General features: G+C 59.5%; 14 protein-coding genes and 3 pseudogenes. 8 read left to right on the top strand and 9 right to left on the bottom strand.

The window, feature by feature from the left end; all coding sequences use genetic code 11:
- Positions 1–296, bottom strand: a pseudogene (locus AC1DW2_RS32530) (ATP-binding protein); the annotation flags it as partial.
- A gap of 783 nt (positions 297–1079) precedes the next feature.
- Between AC1DW2_RS32530 and AC1DW2_RS32525 the strand changes: the two are divergent.
- Complete coding sequence (locus AC1DW2_RS32525) at positions 1080–1502, top strand: hypothetical protein (protein WP_080586612.1); 423 nt, start codon at positions 1080–1082, stop codon at positions 1500–1502.
- 364 nt (positions 1503–1866) lie between these two features.
- On the opposite strand, the gene AC1DW2_RS32520 is transcribed toward AC1DW2_RS32525, so the two are convergent.
- Complete coding sequence (locus AC1DW2_RS32520) at positions 1867–2082, bottom strand: hypothetical protein (protein ID WP_477007993.1); 216 nt, start codon at positions 2080–2082, stop codon at positions 1867–1869.
- A gap of 191 nt (positions 2083–2273) precedes the next feature.
- Between AC1DW2_RS32520 and AC1DW2_RS32515 the strand changes: the two genes are divergently transcribed.
- A complete protein-coding gene (locus AC1DW2_RS32515) occupies positions 2274–2561 on the top strand; it encodes a PilZ domain-containing protein (RefSeq protein WP_477007997.1) in 288 nt (95 codons plus the stop codon).
- A 624-nt stretch (positions 2562–3185) separates the two neighbouring features.
- On the opposite strand, the gene AC1DW2_RS32510 is transcribed toward AC1DW2_RS32515, so the two are convergent.
- A complete protein-coding gene (locus AC1DW2_RS32510; protein WP_477007992.1) occupies positions 3186–3563 on the bottom strand; it encodes a hypothetical protein in 378 nt (125 codons plus the stop codon).
- A gap of 374 nt (positions 3564–3937) precedes the next feature.
- Between AC1DW2_RS32510 and AC1DW2_RS32505 the strand changes: the two genes are divergently transcribed.
- Positions 3938–5740 (top strand): flavin-containing monooxygenase, encoded by a 1803-nt coding sequence (locus AC1DW2_RS32505; RefSeq protein ID WP_477007991.1) that lies wholly within the window; start codon positions 3938–3940, stop codon positions 5738–5740.
- Between the two features lie 226 nt (positions 5741–5966).
- Here AC1DW2_RS32505 and AC1DW2_RS32500 read toward each other — a convergent pair whose 3' ends face one another.
- Positions 5967–6170: a TOBE domain-containing protein gene (locus tag AC1DW2_RS32500; RefSeq protein ID WP_477007990.1), complete on the bottom strand. Its 204-nt coding sequence runs from the start codon at positions 6168–6170 to the stop codon at positions 5967–5969.
- A gap of 106 nt (positions 6171–6276) precedes the next feature.
- Positions 6277–6482 (bottom strand): annotated as a pseudogene (locus AC1DW2_RS32495) (TerC family protein); the annotation flags it as partial.
- A gap of 37 nt (positions 6483–6519) precedes the next feature.
- Between AC1DW2_RS32495 and AC1DW2_RS32490 the strand changes: the two are divergent.
- A complete protein-coding gene (locus tag AC1DW2_RS32490) occupies positions 6520–6921 on the top strand; it encodes a hypothetical protein (protein WP_477007989.1) in 402 nt (133 codons plus the stop codon).
- Here AC1DW2_RS32490 and AC1DW2_RS32485 read toward each other — a convergent pair.
- Positions 6881–7708: a universal stress protein gene (locus tag AC1DW2_RS32485; RefSeq protein ID WP_477007988.1), complete on the bottom strand. Its 828-nt coding sequence runs from the start codon at positions 7706–7708 to the stop codon at positions 6881–6883. The genes AC1DW2_RS32490 and AC1DW2_RS32485 overlap by 41 nt on opposite strands.
- A 204-nt stretch (positions 7709–7912) precedes the next feature.
- Positions 7913–8104: a hypothetical protein gene (locus AC1DW2_RS32480; protein ID WP_477007987.1), complete on the bottom strand. Its 192-nt coding sequence runs from the start codon at positions 8102–8104 to the stop codon at positions 7913–7915.
- Positions 8105–8399: 295 nt separating this feature from the next.
- Here AC1DW2_RS32480 and AC1DW2_RS32475 point away from each other — a divergent pair, with 295 nt between their 5' ends.
- The 3 genes and pseudogenes from AC1DW2_RS32475 to AC1DW2_RS32465 all read left to right on the top strand — a co-directional run bounded on the left by AC1DW2_RS32475 (position 8400) and on the right by AC1DW2_RS32465 (position 10823).
- Positions 8400–8918 (top strand): Hsp20/alpha crystallin family protein, encoded by a 519-nt coding sequence (locus tag AC1DW2_RS32475; protein WP_085400515.1) that lies wholly within the window; start codon positions 8400–8402, stop codon positions 8916–8918.
- Between the two features lie 324 nt (positions 8919–9242).
- Positions 9243–9650: pseudogene (locus AC1DW2_RS32470) on the top strand (helix-turn-helix domain-containing protein); the annotation flags it as partial.
- Positions 9651–9839: 189 nt separating this feature from the next.
- A complete protein-coding gene (locus tag AC1DW2_RS32465) occupies positions 9840–10823 on the top strand; it encodes a zinc-dependent alcohol dehydrogenase family protein (protein WP_477007986.1) in 984 nt (327 codons plus the stop codon).
- A gap of 9 nt (positions 10824–10832) precedes the next feature.
- Here the strand turns inward: AC1DW2_RS32465 and AC1DW2_RS32460 are convergent, their stop codons facing one another.
- Positions 10833–12662 carry a PHA/PHB synthase family protein gene (locus AC1DW2_RS32460; RefSeq protein ID WP_477007985.1) on the bottom strand — a complete coding sequence of 610 codons (1830 nt, stop codon included), beginning with the start codon at positions 12660–12662 and terminating at the stop codon, positions 10833–10835.
- On the opposite strand from AC1DW2_RS32460, the gene AC1DW2_RS32455 reads away from it, so the two are divergent.
- A complete protein-coding gene (locus tag AC1DW2_RS32455; RefSeq protein ID WP_477007984.1) occupies positions 12628–12987 on the top strand; it encodes a cation-transporting P-type ATPase in 360 nt (119 codons plus the stop codon). The two genes, AC1DW2_RS32460 and AC1DW2_RS32455, sit on opposite strands and share 35 nt — an antisense overlap.
- Before the next feature lie 820 nt (positions 12988–13807).
- Here the strand turns inward: AC1DW2_RS32455 and phbB are convergent.
- On the bottom strand, positions 13808–14533 hold the full coding sequence (gene phbB, locus AC1DW2_RS32450) for an acetoacetyl-CoA reductase (RefSeq protein ID WP_477007983.1): 726 nt from the start codon (positions 14531–14533) through the stop codon (positions 13808–13810).
- Positions 14534–14634: the final 101 nt, after the last annotated feature.

The following is a 14634-nucleotide window of genomic DNA, read 5'->3' as shown; positions in this document are numbered from 1 at the left end:
GCGACGAAAGTGAGGAAAGCCGGAAACCGGGACCTCATCCCTGCCATCGCCGCATTGCACCCCTTGCTATCTTTCGCCTTTATCGCAGGGAGTTCGGACAGCGCAATCAGGACCTGCCGAATGCCCTGAACGATCTGTTGCTGCTGTTCGGCGGCGAGCTTAGCGAGACCGAGCGCCTGATTCTGTACGTCCACTTGGCGCGCGCGTCGAAGGTTAACTTCGTTGTACGCCTGAATCGAGATAGCGGGCAATAACGCGACTGCGACAAGCGCCAACAGGCGCGACAAGATGGTCATTCTCTGCCGTATTCAAATCGTCCCGGAGCTTGCTGTGCATTTCAATCCCAATGGGAATACGCTTATAGGCGTTCGTCATTCCAATCACGATCGTGAGAACCACGAGTGACCGCTCGTTGAACATGCGCGGCGGCGCGAGCTTCATCCGCGCCCGCTTTCAAATGACACATGTTGCATCTTCGCCCCTGCAATCCCGCCCTACTCGCGAGCGCCATGACATCGCGCGGTGGTACAGCCAAAATCGACAATCTTGTTACTGTTTTTTTGAGCGGGCATCGCGCATCTATCTGCCAAGACCAACGGCAACTCGGATGTAACTTCGGCCTGTGGCACGACGGTTCGAATGCGTCGGGCGCGATCGCGCCACGGCGTCGGAATATTGCGTCGGTAATTTAGATCAAACCTACTTTGCTTAAAGCACCGCCTTGCTCATGATCGCTCATGAAATGCCAGGCGATCACAGATCCGATCTGGACCGCGCCAGCGATACCGGCAAGCGCCGGTACTTCATGGCCCAACCATCCTGGAAAAGCTGGCGGTGATGGAGTTATGGTCTAACGAATCGGCGGATGTGTTTCGATAACGGAAGGAGCCGCCTGGATCGGTTCCGTTACAAGCGCTTTATCTTGTCGAAGTCTGCCTTTGACCCTCCAGGCACGATTAACCTTGGCGGTTAGGCTTACCGAGCAAGCATCTCCGCGAGAAGCTTGACGACCGATCTATGAGCCGTTGGCCAGAACCGATAGATTGCAAGGATTGAGTCGTTGCGTTCGAGTGGCGCGCGTGAGTTTTCAGCTTTCCATTTTGAAGATTTTGGCAGGGCAGCCAGACGGCCGGGGAAACCTTGAGCTTATCAAGCTGCATCTCGCGGTTTTCTATACGAGCGGCCCTGAATGGACGTTGCGTATGAAGCGTCTCGCTGAACTTGCGCCGGATCTTGATGCGTTCAGCCAAGGACTCATCACTCGTGAACGCGGCGCATGGACTATCACGAACCAAGGACGCGACTTCCTTGCCAAACTCGAGGAGGCTGCCTTGGGTGCAACGCCGGCCATACGGCCCCCCGACCCAGCCGAGCCGGTTGAGGTCGAGCAAGCCTCGCCAATAGCTCCGCCAGCGGCGGCTTCTCTGCCGAAAGTACTGGAGCGATCGCACGGGCGCCCCCAAGGCAAACACCGCAAGAACCATCGCAAACGATCGGCTTAAGTCGCGTAATTGCGCGAGTGTTGTTCGGATACCTTTGTGGGCGAACCTAAGAACCAAATCACCAGATCGGCGTTATCCCGGCACTATGGAGCCGTTTCGCGGAGGTCTAATGATGGACCCGAATCGAGCAGCTTTAGTCCTATCTGCTATCGCTCTGGCCATCGCCATTGGATCGGCAATCATGTCAGAGCGCCTCGATACTCGTACGGCCAGCAACGACGCACCTCCCGGAACGGTAGGCCTCGCTAGGCCACACCCGCCGCTGGACCGTGCGGCAGGTGAACCGATACAAACGGTAGGCGGGCCGCCTGGCGCGAGTATTCGGCAGCGTCACTGACCGAACACTGGCCACCCAGCGAGAGCGCTACCGAATCTCCTTGATGTGGCCGGTGCTGTCGACGATGAGCGACCGCTCCGTACCCTCCTTGATTGCTCGGTAGGTCTTGATCTTGCCGCTCGGGACCTCCTGAATCTGCGAATAGCCCGCGGCACGTAGCTTGGCCTCAATCTCCCCCTGCGTCAGGGCGAGCACAGGCGAGGACGCCCCCACCGTTACAACAATGGCAATGACTGATCGCATCGTTCGCCTCCTGGCTCCGCCAGAGGATGCGATGGCTCCGACCGTTTTTGGCGGCACGCACTGTCTCACTGAAGTTCGCCAATTTTCGCTAGCGATTAGTCGAGCTGCAAAGCGCGAATCGCTAACTCTTGTTAATCATTGGGGCACACGCTCTACGTCAGATATTTCATACTTCTATTTTCTTGCCGCGCATGGCCTTTGGTCGAAAAAAATCGGACCGTGTTCAATTTGCCCATCAGCACGCCGTCAGCTTGATGGCTGTGGTTGGCACTTGGAGCCGAGTCTGCGTTCTCAAAGACATTTCGGCAACGGGGGCAAAGCTAGAGGTTGAGGGCTCGACCGACGTCCTGACCTCGCGAGAGTTCTTCCTAGTTCTATCGTCAACGGGCCTCGCATTTCGTGGCTGTCAGTTGGTCTGGTTGGATGGACCAGCCGCTGGCGTGCATTTCATCCACGATAAGAGGAAGTCGGCGTCGTGAGCGCCATGCTGCAAAACATGGAGCTGATCGTCCAGCGCAGCTTGCCTACTCTTGACGTAGAGTCCCTTGAATGTTGTGAGGCCAAAGAAGCACTTTTCCGAAGCAAAGATGGCTTTGTGCTCTATCTAACAGATGGAGCCCCACCGCCTCTTGGTAGGGAGCGACTGGTCCCATTGAGTCTTCGTCAGGCACTCCTCTGGCTAAACGAAAACCAACTCTCCGAGGCTGGGTCTTTCTGGGCATAGCGGAGAGCAGCTTAGCTGCAATACCGGCAAAACCAAGTTTGCGTCTGGGCCCAACCCGCTTAAGCAGCTCGCGGAGTTGCGGATGGAGCATCCCCGCGCGAGACCGCAATCGCATTGAAACTACCCAAGCATATCATTCCTTAGCTCCCATGTTCATTGGGACGGCTAGCTTGGATCGATCGCCATCGGCGGCCACTCCGGATCCTGCCTTCAAATCACTTCCGCCGATGCTGTTGGCTTACGTTCTCAACCAGGCCCTGATCACGATCCGCCACCGGGTGCTGTTCTGGGAGCGTCTCGGACGGGTTGAGGCACGCTTATTGCTCCCTGCCCTCACGCGACGCGCATCAACTCGGCGTCACGCCAATGCTCGACCCGCCTACTTGATCGTCGCGTGCACTGTGATGACCGATGTGCCAGAAGCCTTCGGCCCCTTGCCCGTTGCTTTGATGGCAAAGGTGTCACTTCCTTTGTATCTGGCCCTCGTCCTGTACTCGTAAGTCGCAACGTCGAGCTTCTTCAGTTTGCCGTGTGCTGGCTTTTGCGAGATTTCCGAGCTACTTGCCGCGCCGCGCAACGTGATCGGGAAGATGCAACTGTCCCCAGACGCGACGCTGATGTCGCCAGTCGAGTTCTCGCCCCAATCCGCCAATTCCATTGATCTGGAACATTCCGAAGCCGCCAGGACGATAGAAACATAAGCTGGGCTGGAAGCTCCCGCGACAAGCGCCAGAGTGGCAAGGCTAGACAATCGCATCGTTGATCTCCCGGATCATGCCGCACCTTAGCGCGAATCGATGAGCAGTAGTTTCGTTGATTTCAGTGGGGGACTGGCATCGGGTTGCAGTCCGCCGAATCATGGCGGTCGTGAGCTGTCCGGGGTAGAGCGGACATGCTCTGCCCCTCCGTTACAGGAGCCTGCGGGCCAAATTCCGGACGCATGCACCGCAGCAAATAGAGCTCTTAGTCTACCCCATCGCCGGTGGGCAAAGCGGCGTTGTTGCAGGCGAGCGCTGAGAGGCACTGAAGCCGACCGGGAACCCTGCCGCGCGAGTCTGGATTCCCGCGATGGTTGGGGTAAGGTTACGCTGCCTGCGTAGAACAATTGCAAACAACACCCGGGAGGAAGTGATGCTCGACACCACACTTAGTGCGCGCGTCCAGGTTTTCCTCGACAAGTTTGAAGCTGCGCTTGCGGCCGGCGATCTCGACGCCGCCGCAGGAATGTTCGCTCCGGAATGCTACTGGCGCGACCTCGTTGCCTTCACCTGGAACATCAAGACCATGGAAGGCCGCGATCAGGTCCGCGACATGCTCGCGCATTGCCTCGCGCATGTGAAGCCGCGCAACTGGAAAATCGCCGAGGGTGAAACGCCAACCGAGGCCGGCGGCGTGACCGAATCTTGGATCACGTTCGAGACCGAGGTCGCGCGCGGATATGGACTCATCCGCCTGCAGAACGGTCAGATCTGGACTCTCTTGACAACCATGGCCGAACTGAAGGCCCATGAGGAAAAGGCTGGCTTCAGCCGACCGCTCGGCGCCAGGCATGGTGTCAATCCCGGCGCCAAGACCTGGAAGGAACTGCGTGACGAGGAAGTCGAGCAACTTGGCTTCAAGAGCCAGCCCTACGTGCTTGTCATCGGCGGCGGACAGGGCGGCATTGCGCTCGGGGCCCGACTGCGCCAACTCGGTGTGCCGACGATCATCGTCGAAAAGAACGCACGCGCCGGCGATTCCTGGCGCAACCGCTACAAGTCGCTCTGCCTGCACGACCCCGTCTGGTACGATCACTTGCCCTACATCGATTTCCCCAAGAACTGGCCTGTGTTCTCGCCCAAGGACAAAATCGGCGATTGGCTGGAAATGTACACCAAGGTCATGGAGCTGAACTACTGGTCGAACACCACGGCCAAACGCGCCAGTTGGGACGACACCAAGAAGGAATGGACCGTCATCGTCGAACGCGATGGCAAGGAGATGACTCTGCGGCCCAGGCAGCTTGTGTTCGCGACCGGCATGTCGGCCAAGCCGAACATGCCGAAAATCAAAGGCATGGAAACGTTCAAGGGCGAGCAACACCATTCCTCACGCCATCCCGGCTCCGGCGGCTACAAAGGCAAGAACAAGAAGGTGGCGGTGATCGGCTCGAACAATTCGGCCCATGACATCTGCGCTGCGCTGTACGAGGCCGGCGTCGACGTAACGATGGTGCAGCGTTCAACGACGCACATTGTGCGCTCGGATTCGCTGATGGAGAGTATCGGCGATCTTTATTCCGAACGCGCCGTCCGCGGCGGAATGACGACGGCAAAGGCCGATCTGATCTTCGCTTCACTGCCCTACCGGATCTTGAATCAGTTTCAAAAGCCGGTCTACGACAAGATCCGTCAGGACGACGCCGCTTTCTATGCCGGGCTGGAGAAGGCCGGCTTCAGGCTCGACTTCGGTGACGACGATTCCGGGCTATTCATGAAATATCTGCGCCGCGGCTCGGGCTATTACATCGACGTCGGCGCCTCACAGCTTATCATTGACGGCAAAATCAAACTGTTCGCTGGACAGGTCGAGGAAATCACGCCCAACGGCGTCAAGCTCGACAACGGCAAGGAATTGCCGGCGGACGTGATCGTCTATGCCACCGGCTACAGCTCGATGAACGGCTTTGTCGCCGATCTCGTGAGCCCGGAAATGGCCGACAAAGTCGGCAAGGTCTGGGGCCTCGGCTCGAATACGACAAAGGACCCCGGCCCATGGGAAGGTGAGCAGCGCAACATGTGGAAGCCGACGCAGCAGGAAGGCCTATGGTTCCACGGCGGCAATCTGCATCAGTCGCGACATTACTCGCAATTCCTTTCCCTGCAGTTGAAGGCGCGCTACGAGAGCATCCCGACGCCGGTCTACGGCCTGCAGACTGTCCATCACAAGGCCTGAAATTGCCGAGCGCACAGCGGGGCTCGCGGATTGCGAGCCCCATGCCATTTCCGGGTCTCCGCACTCGCCGGCGCAATGGCCGCCTTGTCAGCGCGCAGCAGAAAGGGCTCGGGAATGGTTAGGCCAAGTGCCTTCGCACTCTCCGGGTGTCATCGAAGCTGGTGACAGGGAGGTCACCGGTTCTGAGAGAATTCCCCTCGCCAGTGGAATTGACCAACTGCCGCCGTTAGGTGGCCGCCTCGGTCTGCCCGTCGAAAACATGAAGCCTAGAGGGCCGCATGGCAACGCGCAGCTTGTCGCCCACCCTCACCCTCGCGGTCGGCTCGACGCTCGCCACCATGATGCTCTCGCCGACCTTCATATCGAGCAGGATTTCCGAGCCAAGTTGCTCGACCACCTCAATCACAGCATCGAAGGACGGGGCCGCCACGAGGCGGCTCTTTCTGTTGAGAAAGACGATCCCTATCTCCGCATCATGCGTTACCGCGTTCGAATTCTGCCTGCCGACTTAGAGACACCTAGGGTGAAACAGCACCTTATATCGACGCAACCTCGATGACATCCAACATCCCGCGAAAGACCATCTCACCCGCCACATAAAGGATGACGGCTAGGCCGACGTAAGCAATCCATCGATGAGTTTATGCTCGCGTGCTGCCCCTGCCATGGCCAGAACGTTGTCGAGAGACATGGAAACGTCGGCCACGACAATCTGCCAACTCGCTTGAGCGAGTGTTTTGCGAGCTTTGCTGCCTGCAAGCAGTGCGTGCGGCGCCGGTATGTCGACCAATGGCAAAGACAAATCGGGGCGTGTTCGCATTCGATGCTCAGCTGCCACGGAGAGCGGCACGTGCTCTGCCCCAAAGACCTTCTATTTAGACACGGTTGAGAGCGCAGTTCTCAGTGGTTTGCGGGCTGAATTGAGCGCGCCGAAAGTTATTGCGGAGTTGGCCCTTCGCGACATATTGCAGCGCCACGCAATCTCGGTTGTGAACGAGGCGTCGCAGAAGTTGACGGACAGCCGCTATTGCAGAACACGACGCTTGAGACCCGAAGTCGCGGTCCCGGATGGTCCGGGCTGCCCATTCACAGCCGTGTCCCACATCGAGCTTCGCCCTTGCTCGGCCCGAGACGAGCGTTTCAATGCGACATTATCACCCAGCAAGGTGGCCGCCCGATGATAGTCTTGGTCGCGCCGCCCCAGACCCATTCGCTCAACCGATAATGACCGTAGGCCCCCATGACCAAGAGATCCGCGCCTCTAACTTTGACCTCCGCCTCAAGTATCTTTCCGACGGAACTGCCATCAATCCGCACCGTTTCGAAGCTTGCGCTAATGCCATGTTCGGCCAGATGGCGGACCACTGCCGCACCCGACTGCTGCTCCGCCAGGGTGTTGCCGTCGGTCGCTGTGATGATCTGCACATCGCGAGCACGGCGCAGCATCGACAGGGCATCGCCAACGACTCTTGCAGCCGGCGCGCTATGGTCCCAGGCAACGATAACCCGGTCGAAGTTGACAGGCAGCTCGGCGGCGAGTTCTTCCGGGCACAACAGAATCGGTCGACCTGATTGAAAAATCAATCCCTCGATGACCCTTTCCGCTTGGTCATCGTCCGGCTTGACCGGAACTATCGACAAATCCTTCTGGCGTGCGCATAGCGCAAGGTGTTTCGGAGCATCCCCCGCTCTCAAATGCGCAACCCTCTGTACGTTGCGTACCCCGACCTCGGCGACGGCGGCATCGAACGCTTTCAATAAGCCTTGCGCATCCGTAGTGTTTCTGACCTCGGCGGGGAAATCGGCCGAGATCATGACTTGCGGCCGAACAGAGACATCCTCTTCGACAGCCAGCGCAGTGATCTCGGCGTCGAAACTCGCCCCCACACTTACGCATTTCGCAATCGCTGCAATTAATCTTGGGCTTGGGTTCCCAAACAGCGGCAAAAGCATATCCTTGATAGCCATTAACGCTTCTCCGAGAATAGCCGTATTCTAGCTGATCCCAATGTAGCCTATTTGACGCAGGTCAACCCTTGCCCGACTTCGTGTATATGGTCGCCTGCGGCGAAGTCTATGCCAGCAATCGGTGCGATTTTTGAGCGCCGCCTACACAAAATCAGAACTTCACTGGGTAGCGCGAGGCGCTGACCGCACTGGAGCTACCAGTATCTATCGAGAGTCTGCAGCCCGAATTTCATGCCTCACACTCAATACCTCCTCGGAAACGCTCATTGCCTCGATGCTGCTCTCCTGGAAGCCGAAGGCGACGACCGAGTTGCGCACCTGCTGCCAGATCGCATCGAAGTTCTTCTTGGTCTCGGCGACCTCGGTCGCTTCGACCGGACCGTTGCCGGACGGCACGCAGTGTTACTGAAAGCGCTGGAAGACAGATCCATCGACCGATAGTTGCCGTCGACAGCGTCGAAGCCGGTTGCGAAGACCAACACATCGAGCTTGTGAAGCAACGCAAGCTCACTGGGTACGCTCCCGCCTCATAGGTCAACCTCGCTGACGCGCACCCTTTGCTTGCGGGCTTCCTCATCATGACCGGCCTTTCCGCCTCCAAATAACCCAGCCATTTTTGCGCTACATCAAGGCCGGCGCGAGCGGGCGGAGCACAATTTCGGATATTTCTTCAACCTGTGGGAGAGAGCAGATGAGCCTTCCGAGATTGTGGACCACCAGCCAGGAACCTGCGTTCGACCCGTTCAGGGCCATGCGACGCGAAGTGGAAGACGCGCTTCGCGCTTTCAATCAGGGTTCGTCCTCTCCCAGTATTGGGGCAGGCGAGCCGGCAATCAATGTGGCTGAAACCAAGGATGCCTTCGAAGTGACCGCCGAACTTCCCGGCGTGGACGAGAAAGATATCAAGGTCAGCCTGGACGGCAACCAGCTAGTCATCTCCGGCGAGAAAAAGGCGGAGAGCACGAAAGACGAAAAGAACTGGCATGTCGAGGAGCGCAGCTACGGCTCCTTCTATCGATCGATGTCTCTGCCTTTCGAGCCGGAAGACGGAGCCGTCGAAGCTCATTTCGACAAGGGCGTGCTGCATCTCGCTATCAACAAGCCCGCCAAGGCCGTGAAGACCACCAAGACCATCGATATCAAGACAGGAGCTCCACCGAGCGCGAACCCAGTATCGGATAAGGCCACGGCGCCCGGCAAGGCTGCCTAGTCCTGTACAGTCTTCGTAACAAACCGGAGAGCCGGACCAGACAAGCTGGTTGCGGTCTCCGGGGTTTGTCATTCCCGTTCTTCCGATGCCGTGATGAGATCCGCGGCGGGCTGCGCTGTCGGTCTGAAAGAGCCGCCTGCTGCGCTTCTACGATACGACGAGAGCTCCGATGAAAAGCCAGTTCACTCGATTGACGAGCCCGAGCAGGGGTAGTCGAGATTGCGTATTTCACGGACATCCCGGCCCCACACCGAGCCAGCGCGTAAGTCTTTCGACCAAGCCTCCCGCGACCGAGTGCAGAGTTGACGCCTCAAAGCCTTCAGCGCAACGGATCGGCTTGCCGTCGAGGCCATCATCGACACCACGGGGCGCCTGGTGAAGTGCGCGAGCCTCGAGAAGGCCGCCGGCACCGGCATCCAGGTTGCCCGCAAGCTCTGGACGATGACCGCCTCCGAGCTGCGCCACGCTGATAATCACATGCTGCTGCTCGGGCGCAAGACTGCGATGGAGCGCGTCGCCATCTCCCTGCTGGAGATGGATCGGCGCCTCGCCGTCGCCGGCATGATGGCGCTGCCGATGTGCCGCCGCGACATCGGCGACTATCTCGGCCTCACGCTCGAGACCGTGTCGCGTGCGCTGTCGCAGCTTCACGTCCAGGGCATTCTCGGCTTCTCCCGTGCCTGCCAGATCGTGCTGCGCAACCGCCAGCGCTTGCACACTCTCGACGCCTGATCACTCAAGTTACGGGCGCGGTCTATTATCCGCTGAGCGGACTGTTGCCGCTTCTCACGCCACTGGTTGCGATCGCGTCTAGAGCCTGCGGAAGCCGCCTGTTGCGCCCCCTTAGCGGACGGCGCACACTGGCACTAAATCCACCAGGTACGACTGCACGATGCATTACAAGCCGTAACGGAATGCGACATGTACGCGATGGTTCTCTCCGCCCGCGGCGCGCCGTTGACGTTCCAGCAACGACCCGACCCGATCCCCGCCCCCCGCGAGGTCCGCGTCAAGGTCAGTGCCTGCGGCGTATGCAGGACCGACCTGCACGTAGTGGATGGCGAGCTTCCCGGAATTCCCTATCCAATCATCCCGGGGCATGAAGTCGTCGGCCGAATCGATGCGATAGGCGCGGGCGTAGACGAGCTGAAGCTGGGCATGCGTGTAGGTGTTCCCTGGCTCGGCCACACCTGCGGCCAATGTTTCTATTGCCGCGCGGACAAGGAAAATCTCTGCGATCGTCCCAAATTCACCGGCTACACCCGCGACGGCGGCTTTGCTAGTCATCTCGTTGCCGATGCCAGATTTTGCTTTCCGCTTGGCGAGCGCGGCGATGACGCAGCCCTTTCGCCTCTGCTCTGCGCCGGACTAATCGGCTGGCGATCCTTGGCGATGGCAGGCGATGGCAAGACGCTCGGCATCTATGGCTTCGGCGCTGCCGGCCATATCGTGGCGCAGGTGGCGCGTGCACAGGGACGGACGGTCTACGCCTTCACCCGTGGCGGCGACCAGGACGCACAGCGACTTGCGCTTTCCCTCGGCACAGACTGGGCCGGCGCCTCGGAGGACATTCCGCCGACCGAGCTCGATGCCGCCATCATCTACGCACCGGTCGGGGCATTGGTGCCGCTTGCCTTGCGCTCGGTGCGCAAGGGCGGACGCGTTGTGTGCGCCGGCATTCACATGTCCGACATTCCGACGTTCCCCTACCATATTCTCTGGGGTGAACGACAGATCGCATCGGTTGCTAACCTGACCCGAAAGGACGGCATCGATTTCCTCGCCGCCGTGACGAAGGCCAACATTCAGACCCACACGACGATATTTCCGCTCTCCCAGGCCAATGAAGCGCTCGCCTGTCTGAGGGAAGGCAAGCTCGTTGGCGCAGCCGTTTTGCGTCCCTGACGGCCGCGTCTACTGCTCAAGCACGTAAGAGCCCGGCGCGTCATCCAAAGGCGCGCTTTTTTCTGCCGCGCCCGCCGGCAAGGAGGCCGAAACGGGCTGACCGGAATGCGCGGCGAGAAATCGCGTCCACTCGGTCCACCATGATCCCTCGTGAGACGGCGCGCGCTTGATCCATTCGTCCGGGCCGAGATAGGGATCATGAGCCTTCTTTGCGAGCACCTGGTAGCTATGCCCTTCCTCGCTTGGTGGCGCGACGATGCCGGCGTTGTGCCCGCCGCTGGTCAGGACGTAGGAGATGTCTGCATCGGCAAGAAAATTGATCTTGTAGGTCGATTTCCACGGCGCGACATGGTCGCGTAACGTGCCGACAACAAACATCGGCATGTGCAGATCCGAGAGTGAGACCGGCCTACCATTGACTTGATAGCGCCCCTCGGCGAGATCATTGTTGAGGAACAGCCGCCGCAGATAGTCGGAATGCATTTGATACGGCATACGCGTGGCATCGGCGTTCCACGACATTAGCTCACTTGGAGCGGCCCGCTCTCCGACCAGATAGTCTCGCACGACGCGCGACCAGAGCAGATCATTGGTCCGCAACATCTGAAAGGCCCCGGCCATCTGCGCCGTTCCGAGCAAACCTTGCCGCCACATCATGTCCTCCAGGAACGCGACCTGGCTTTCGTTGATGAACAAGGTAAGTTCGCCGGCTTCCGTGAAATCGGTCTGCGCCGCGAGCAGTGTCGCTGTTCGCAGGCAGTCGGGTCGCTCGCGAGCCAGCCTGGCTGCCGCAATCGACAACAGCGTGCCGCCGAGGCAATACCCCGCGGCGTGAATGGCCTGTCCAGGCCGAAGCGAGTTGATGGCGGCGATGGCAGCATCCACGCCGAACTCGCGGTAGTCTTCGAGGCTGAAATTGCGATACTCAGGCGTTGGGTTCTTCCATGAGATCATGAAGACGGTGAAACCGCTTTCGACCAGATAGCGGACGAGAGAATTGCGCGGCGACAGATCGAGAATGTAGTACTTCATGATCCAGGCAGGCACGATCAGAACGGGTTCGGGCCGCACGGTCGGCGTCGTCGGAGAATATTGGATGAGCTCGATCAGCTCGTTGCGATAGACGACTTTGCCGGGTGTGATCGCAACATCCTTACCCGCGACGTAAGTCTGATCGCTCCTCAGCCTTGCACCGGCGAGCAGAGCCTGCCAATCCTCGACAAAATTGTGCAGGCCGTAGACGAAATTGCCCCCGCCGGTCTCCATGATCTTGCGCAGAACCTCGGGATTGCTGATGGCGAAATTCGTCGGAGCCACCGTATCCAGGTATTGGCGAAGCGCGAAGTCGGCGATTGCCGCGTTCGAATGGGCCAGTCCGTGAATGCCGATCGTCGTCGAATGCCACCATTGTTGGGTCAGCAGGAAAGCCTGGGCCAGGAGATTGAAGGATGGCAGCTCCCAATCTGAGCCCGTGAAACGGCGGTCGTTCTCCGGCGGCCTGATCACGGACCAAGGCTGGAACATCGCATGCCTCGGCACCATGGCATCGACAAGATCAAACGCATTCTGGATCGCCCGGCCGGCAAGACTGGCCTGTTTACCGGGTGAGGCCAGGAGATGCAGTTGCCAGTCGGCAAAAGCCAGGGCCAGCGCTGCCGGCGAGACGCCGCCGGTAAAACGCGCCAGCGCCGCGTGGAAGGATCGGTCGATGGCATCGACGGCTGCATCGGAGCCGAACGGCTGCGCTGGCACCATTGCCTCAGTAACCGGGGGCTCGACGGGGACCTGGTCAGAATTCGAAGCTATGGGAATGCGGCCGACGGATGCTGGAGGCGGCATGGTGAACTCCTTTGGCCCCCCGCAACCTAACCATGTTGTCCGAGACCGAATTGAGCTGCATCAACTCGGAGATCGAGCTGCCTCTTACCTTCCTGACCAAGTGACCAACAGGCCGGCGAGCCCTTCGATGATCGAGCAGTCTAGCGCGGCCAAGGCTTTGGCCGCCGCCGAGTTCTGGCAGACGCCAAAGGACGCCCTCTACAGCGCGCTCGACTCCGGCCCCAATGGGCTATCCCAGGTCGAAGCGGGCCGGCGCCTCGCGATTTTCAGAGCAAACCGCGCTAGCTCCTCTCAAAGCCGATCGGTCCTGCGCAGGCTTGGCTAACGCCTTTGGAACCCGTTGATTGCGATGCTAGCTGGCTGCCGCGCTCGTATCCGGACTAAGCGGCGATGTCGGCAGTTTCGCAATCATCGCAACCGTGCGGTCCTTATCTCTCACGCTCGATATCGTTCAGGAACATCGCGCCGAGCTGACGACCGAAGCATCGCGGGAATCGGTGGCCATTCAGACCTCGTCGTTCGGAATGAAGGACATCACGCTTGAAGTGCATGTCGATCCGAAGGGGCGACCTTGCGATCGCGTTCTGAGCCTTGCACACCTCAACAGCACCTTTCAGGCAGGAGTCAGAAGTCCCCTCGATGATGCGATATGCGATACTCTCAGCGAGGGACGGCGGCAGAGATGGCTGGGTTCGTCTCTCGGAAGTGCCGTTCGATTTCGAGCGAAGGTGCCCTGCCCGTGCTGATGCGCAGAACGGCGAACACATGCTGATCGCAAAAGGAACTCCGGAATCCATCCTTGCCCGCTGCGTCGCCTCGTCAAATCGATCTGCACGCAGATCCTAGTTATTTTCTTTATCCGGTCTCGTCGGATGCCGCGGCGCGTAAATCACCCCCATATCATCCTGACCGCCACGTCTCTCGGCGCTTTCGCTGCCGGCGTGGCGCTTGTGCTCGGGCCATGGGGAGGACTGTTCGGCTTTACCGCTCCCTCCGCGGCACTGCTGGCCGCGATAATCGGTATCGAGGCCGCTTGTCTCGTACGGCGGAGATTGCCAAGCGCCTGGCGGTTTCAAATCCGTAAGGCTCGGGAGTGAACGGCTCGGGCGAGTTAGAAACTTTGAGGGTCGGGGACCTGTCCATGCTCAACTCACGTACTGGCCGCCATTGATCGACAGCGTCGACCCGGTGATGAATCCCGCCTCTTCTGCTGCCAAAAACAGGACAGCGCGCGCAATCTCTTCCGGTCGGCCGAGACGGCCGACCGGAATCTGCGGCAGGATGCTCTTCTCCAGAATATCCTGCGGCACGGCATCCAGCATCTCGGTATGGATATAGCCGGGGCAGACGGCGTTTACCGTGATTCCGAGACGCGCCGTTTCCAGCGCCAGCGCCTTGGTGAATCCAAGCTCGCCGGCTTTGGCCGCGGAGTAGTTTGTCTGGCCGAACTGGCCTTTCTGTCCGTTGATCGACGAGACATTGATGATTCGGCCATACCGTCTTGCGCGCATGCCGTCGATCACTTGTCGACACATGTTGAACACACCGTCGAGATTGGTGCGGATCACGGCATCCCATTGCGGCTGGGTCATCTTATGAAACGTGGCGTCACGAACGATGCCGGCATTGTTGACAAGAATGTCGATTGGCCCGACTGACGCCTCAACGGCCTTCACTCCGGTAGCGCAAGCGTCGAAATCACCGATATCCCATTGATGGGCTGAGATGCCTGTTCGGCTCGCGAAGGCTTTGGCGGCCTCGGCATTTCCGGCGTAGGTCGCCGCTACGAGGCAACCCTCGCCCTGAAGCGCTTGAGATATGGCGGCGCCAATGCCTCTGGTACCGCCAGTTACCAATGCCACCCGCGCCATATCTAGAACTCCCGCCCTATGGTCAAAACGATACCCGGGGCGCCGGCTACCGCTTTGACGTGCGTCAAGGCTCTCGATGTCGACCTGTGCTGCTCTTCAGC

This window comes from Bradyrhizobium sp. P3_C3 (genome assembly GCF_056402655.1).
This window is presented reverse-complemented; position numbering and strand designations above follow the sequence as displayed.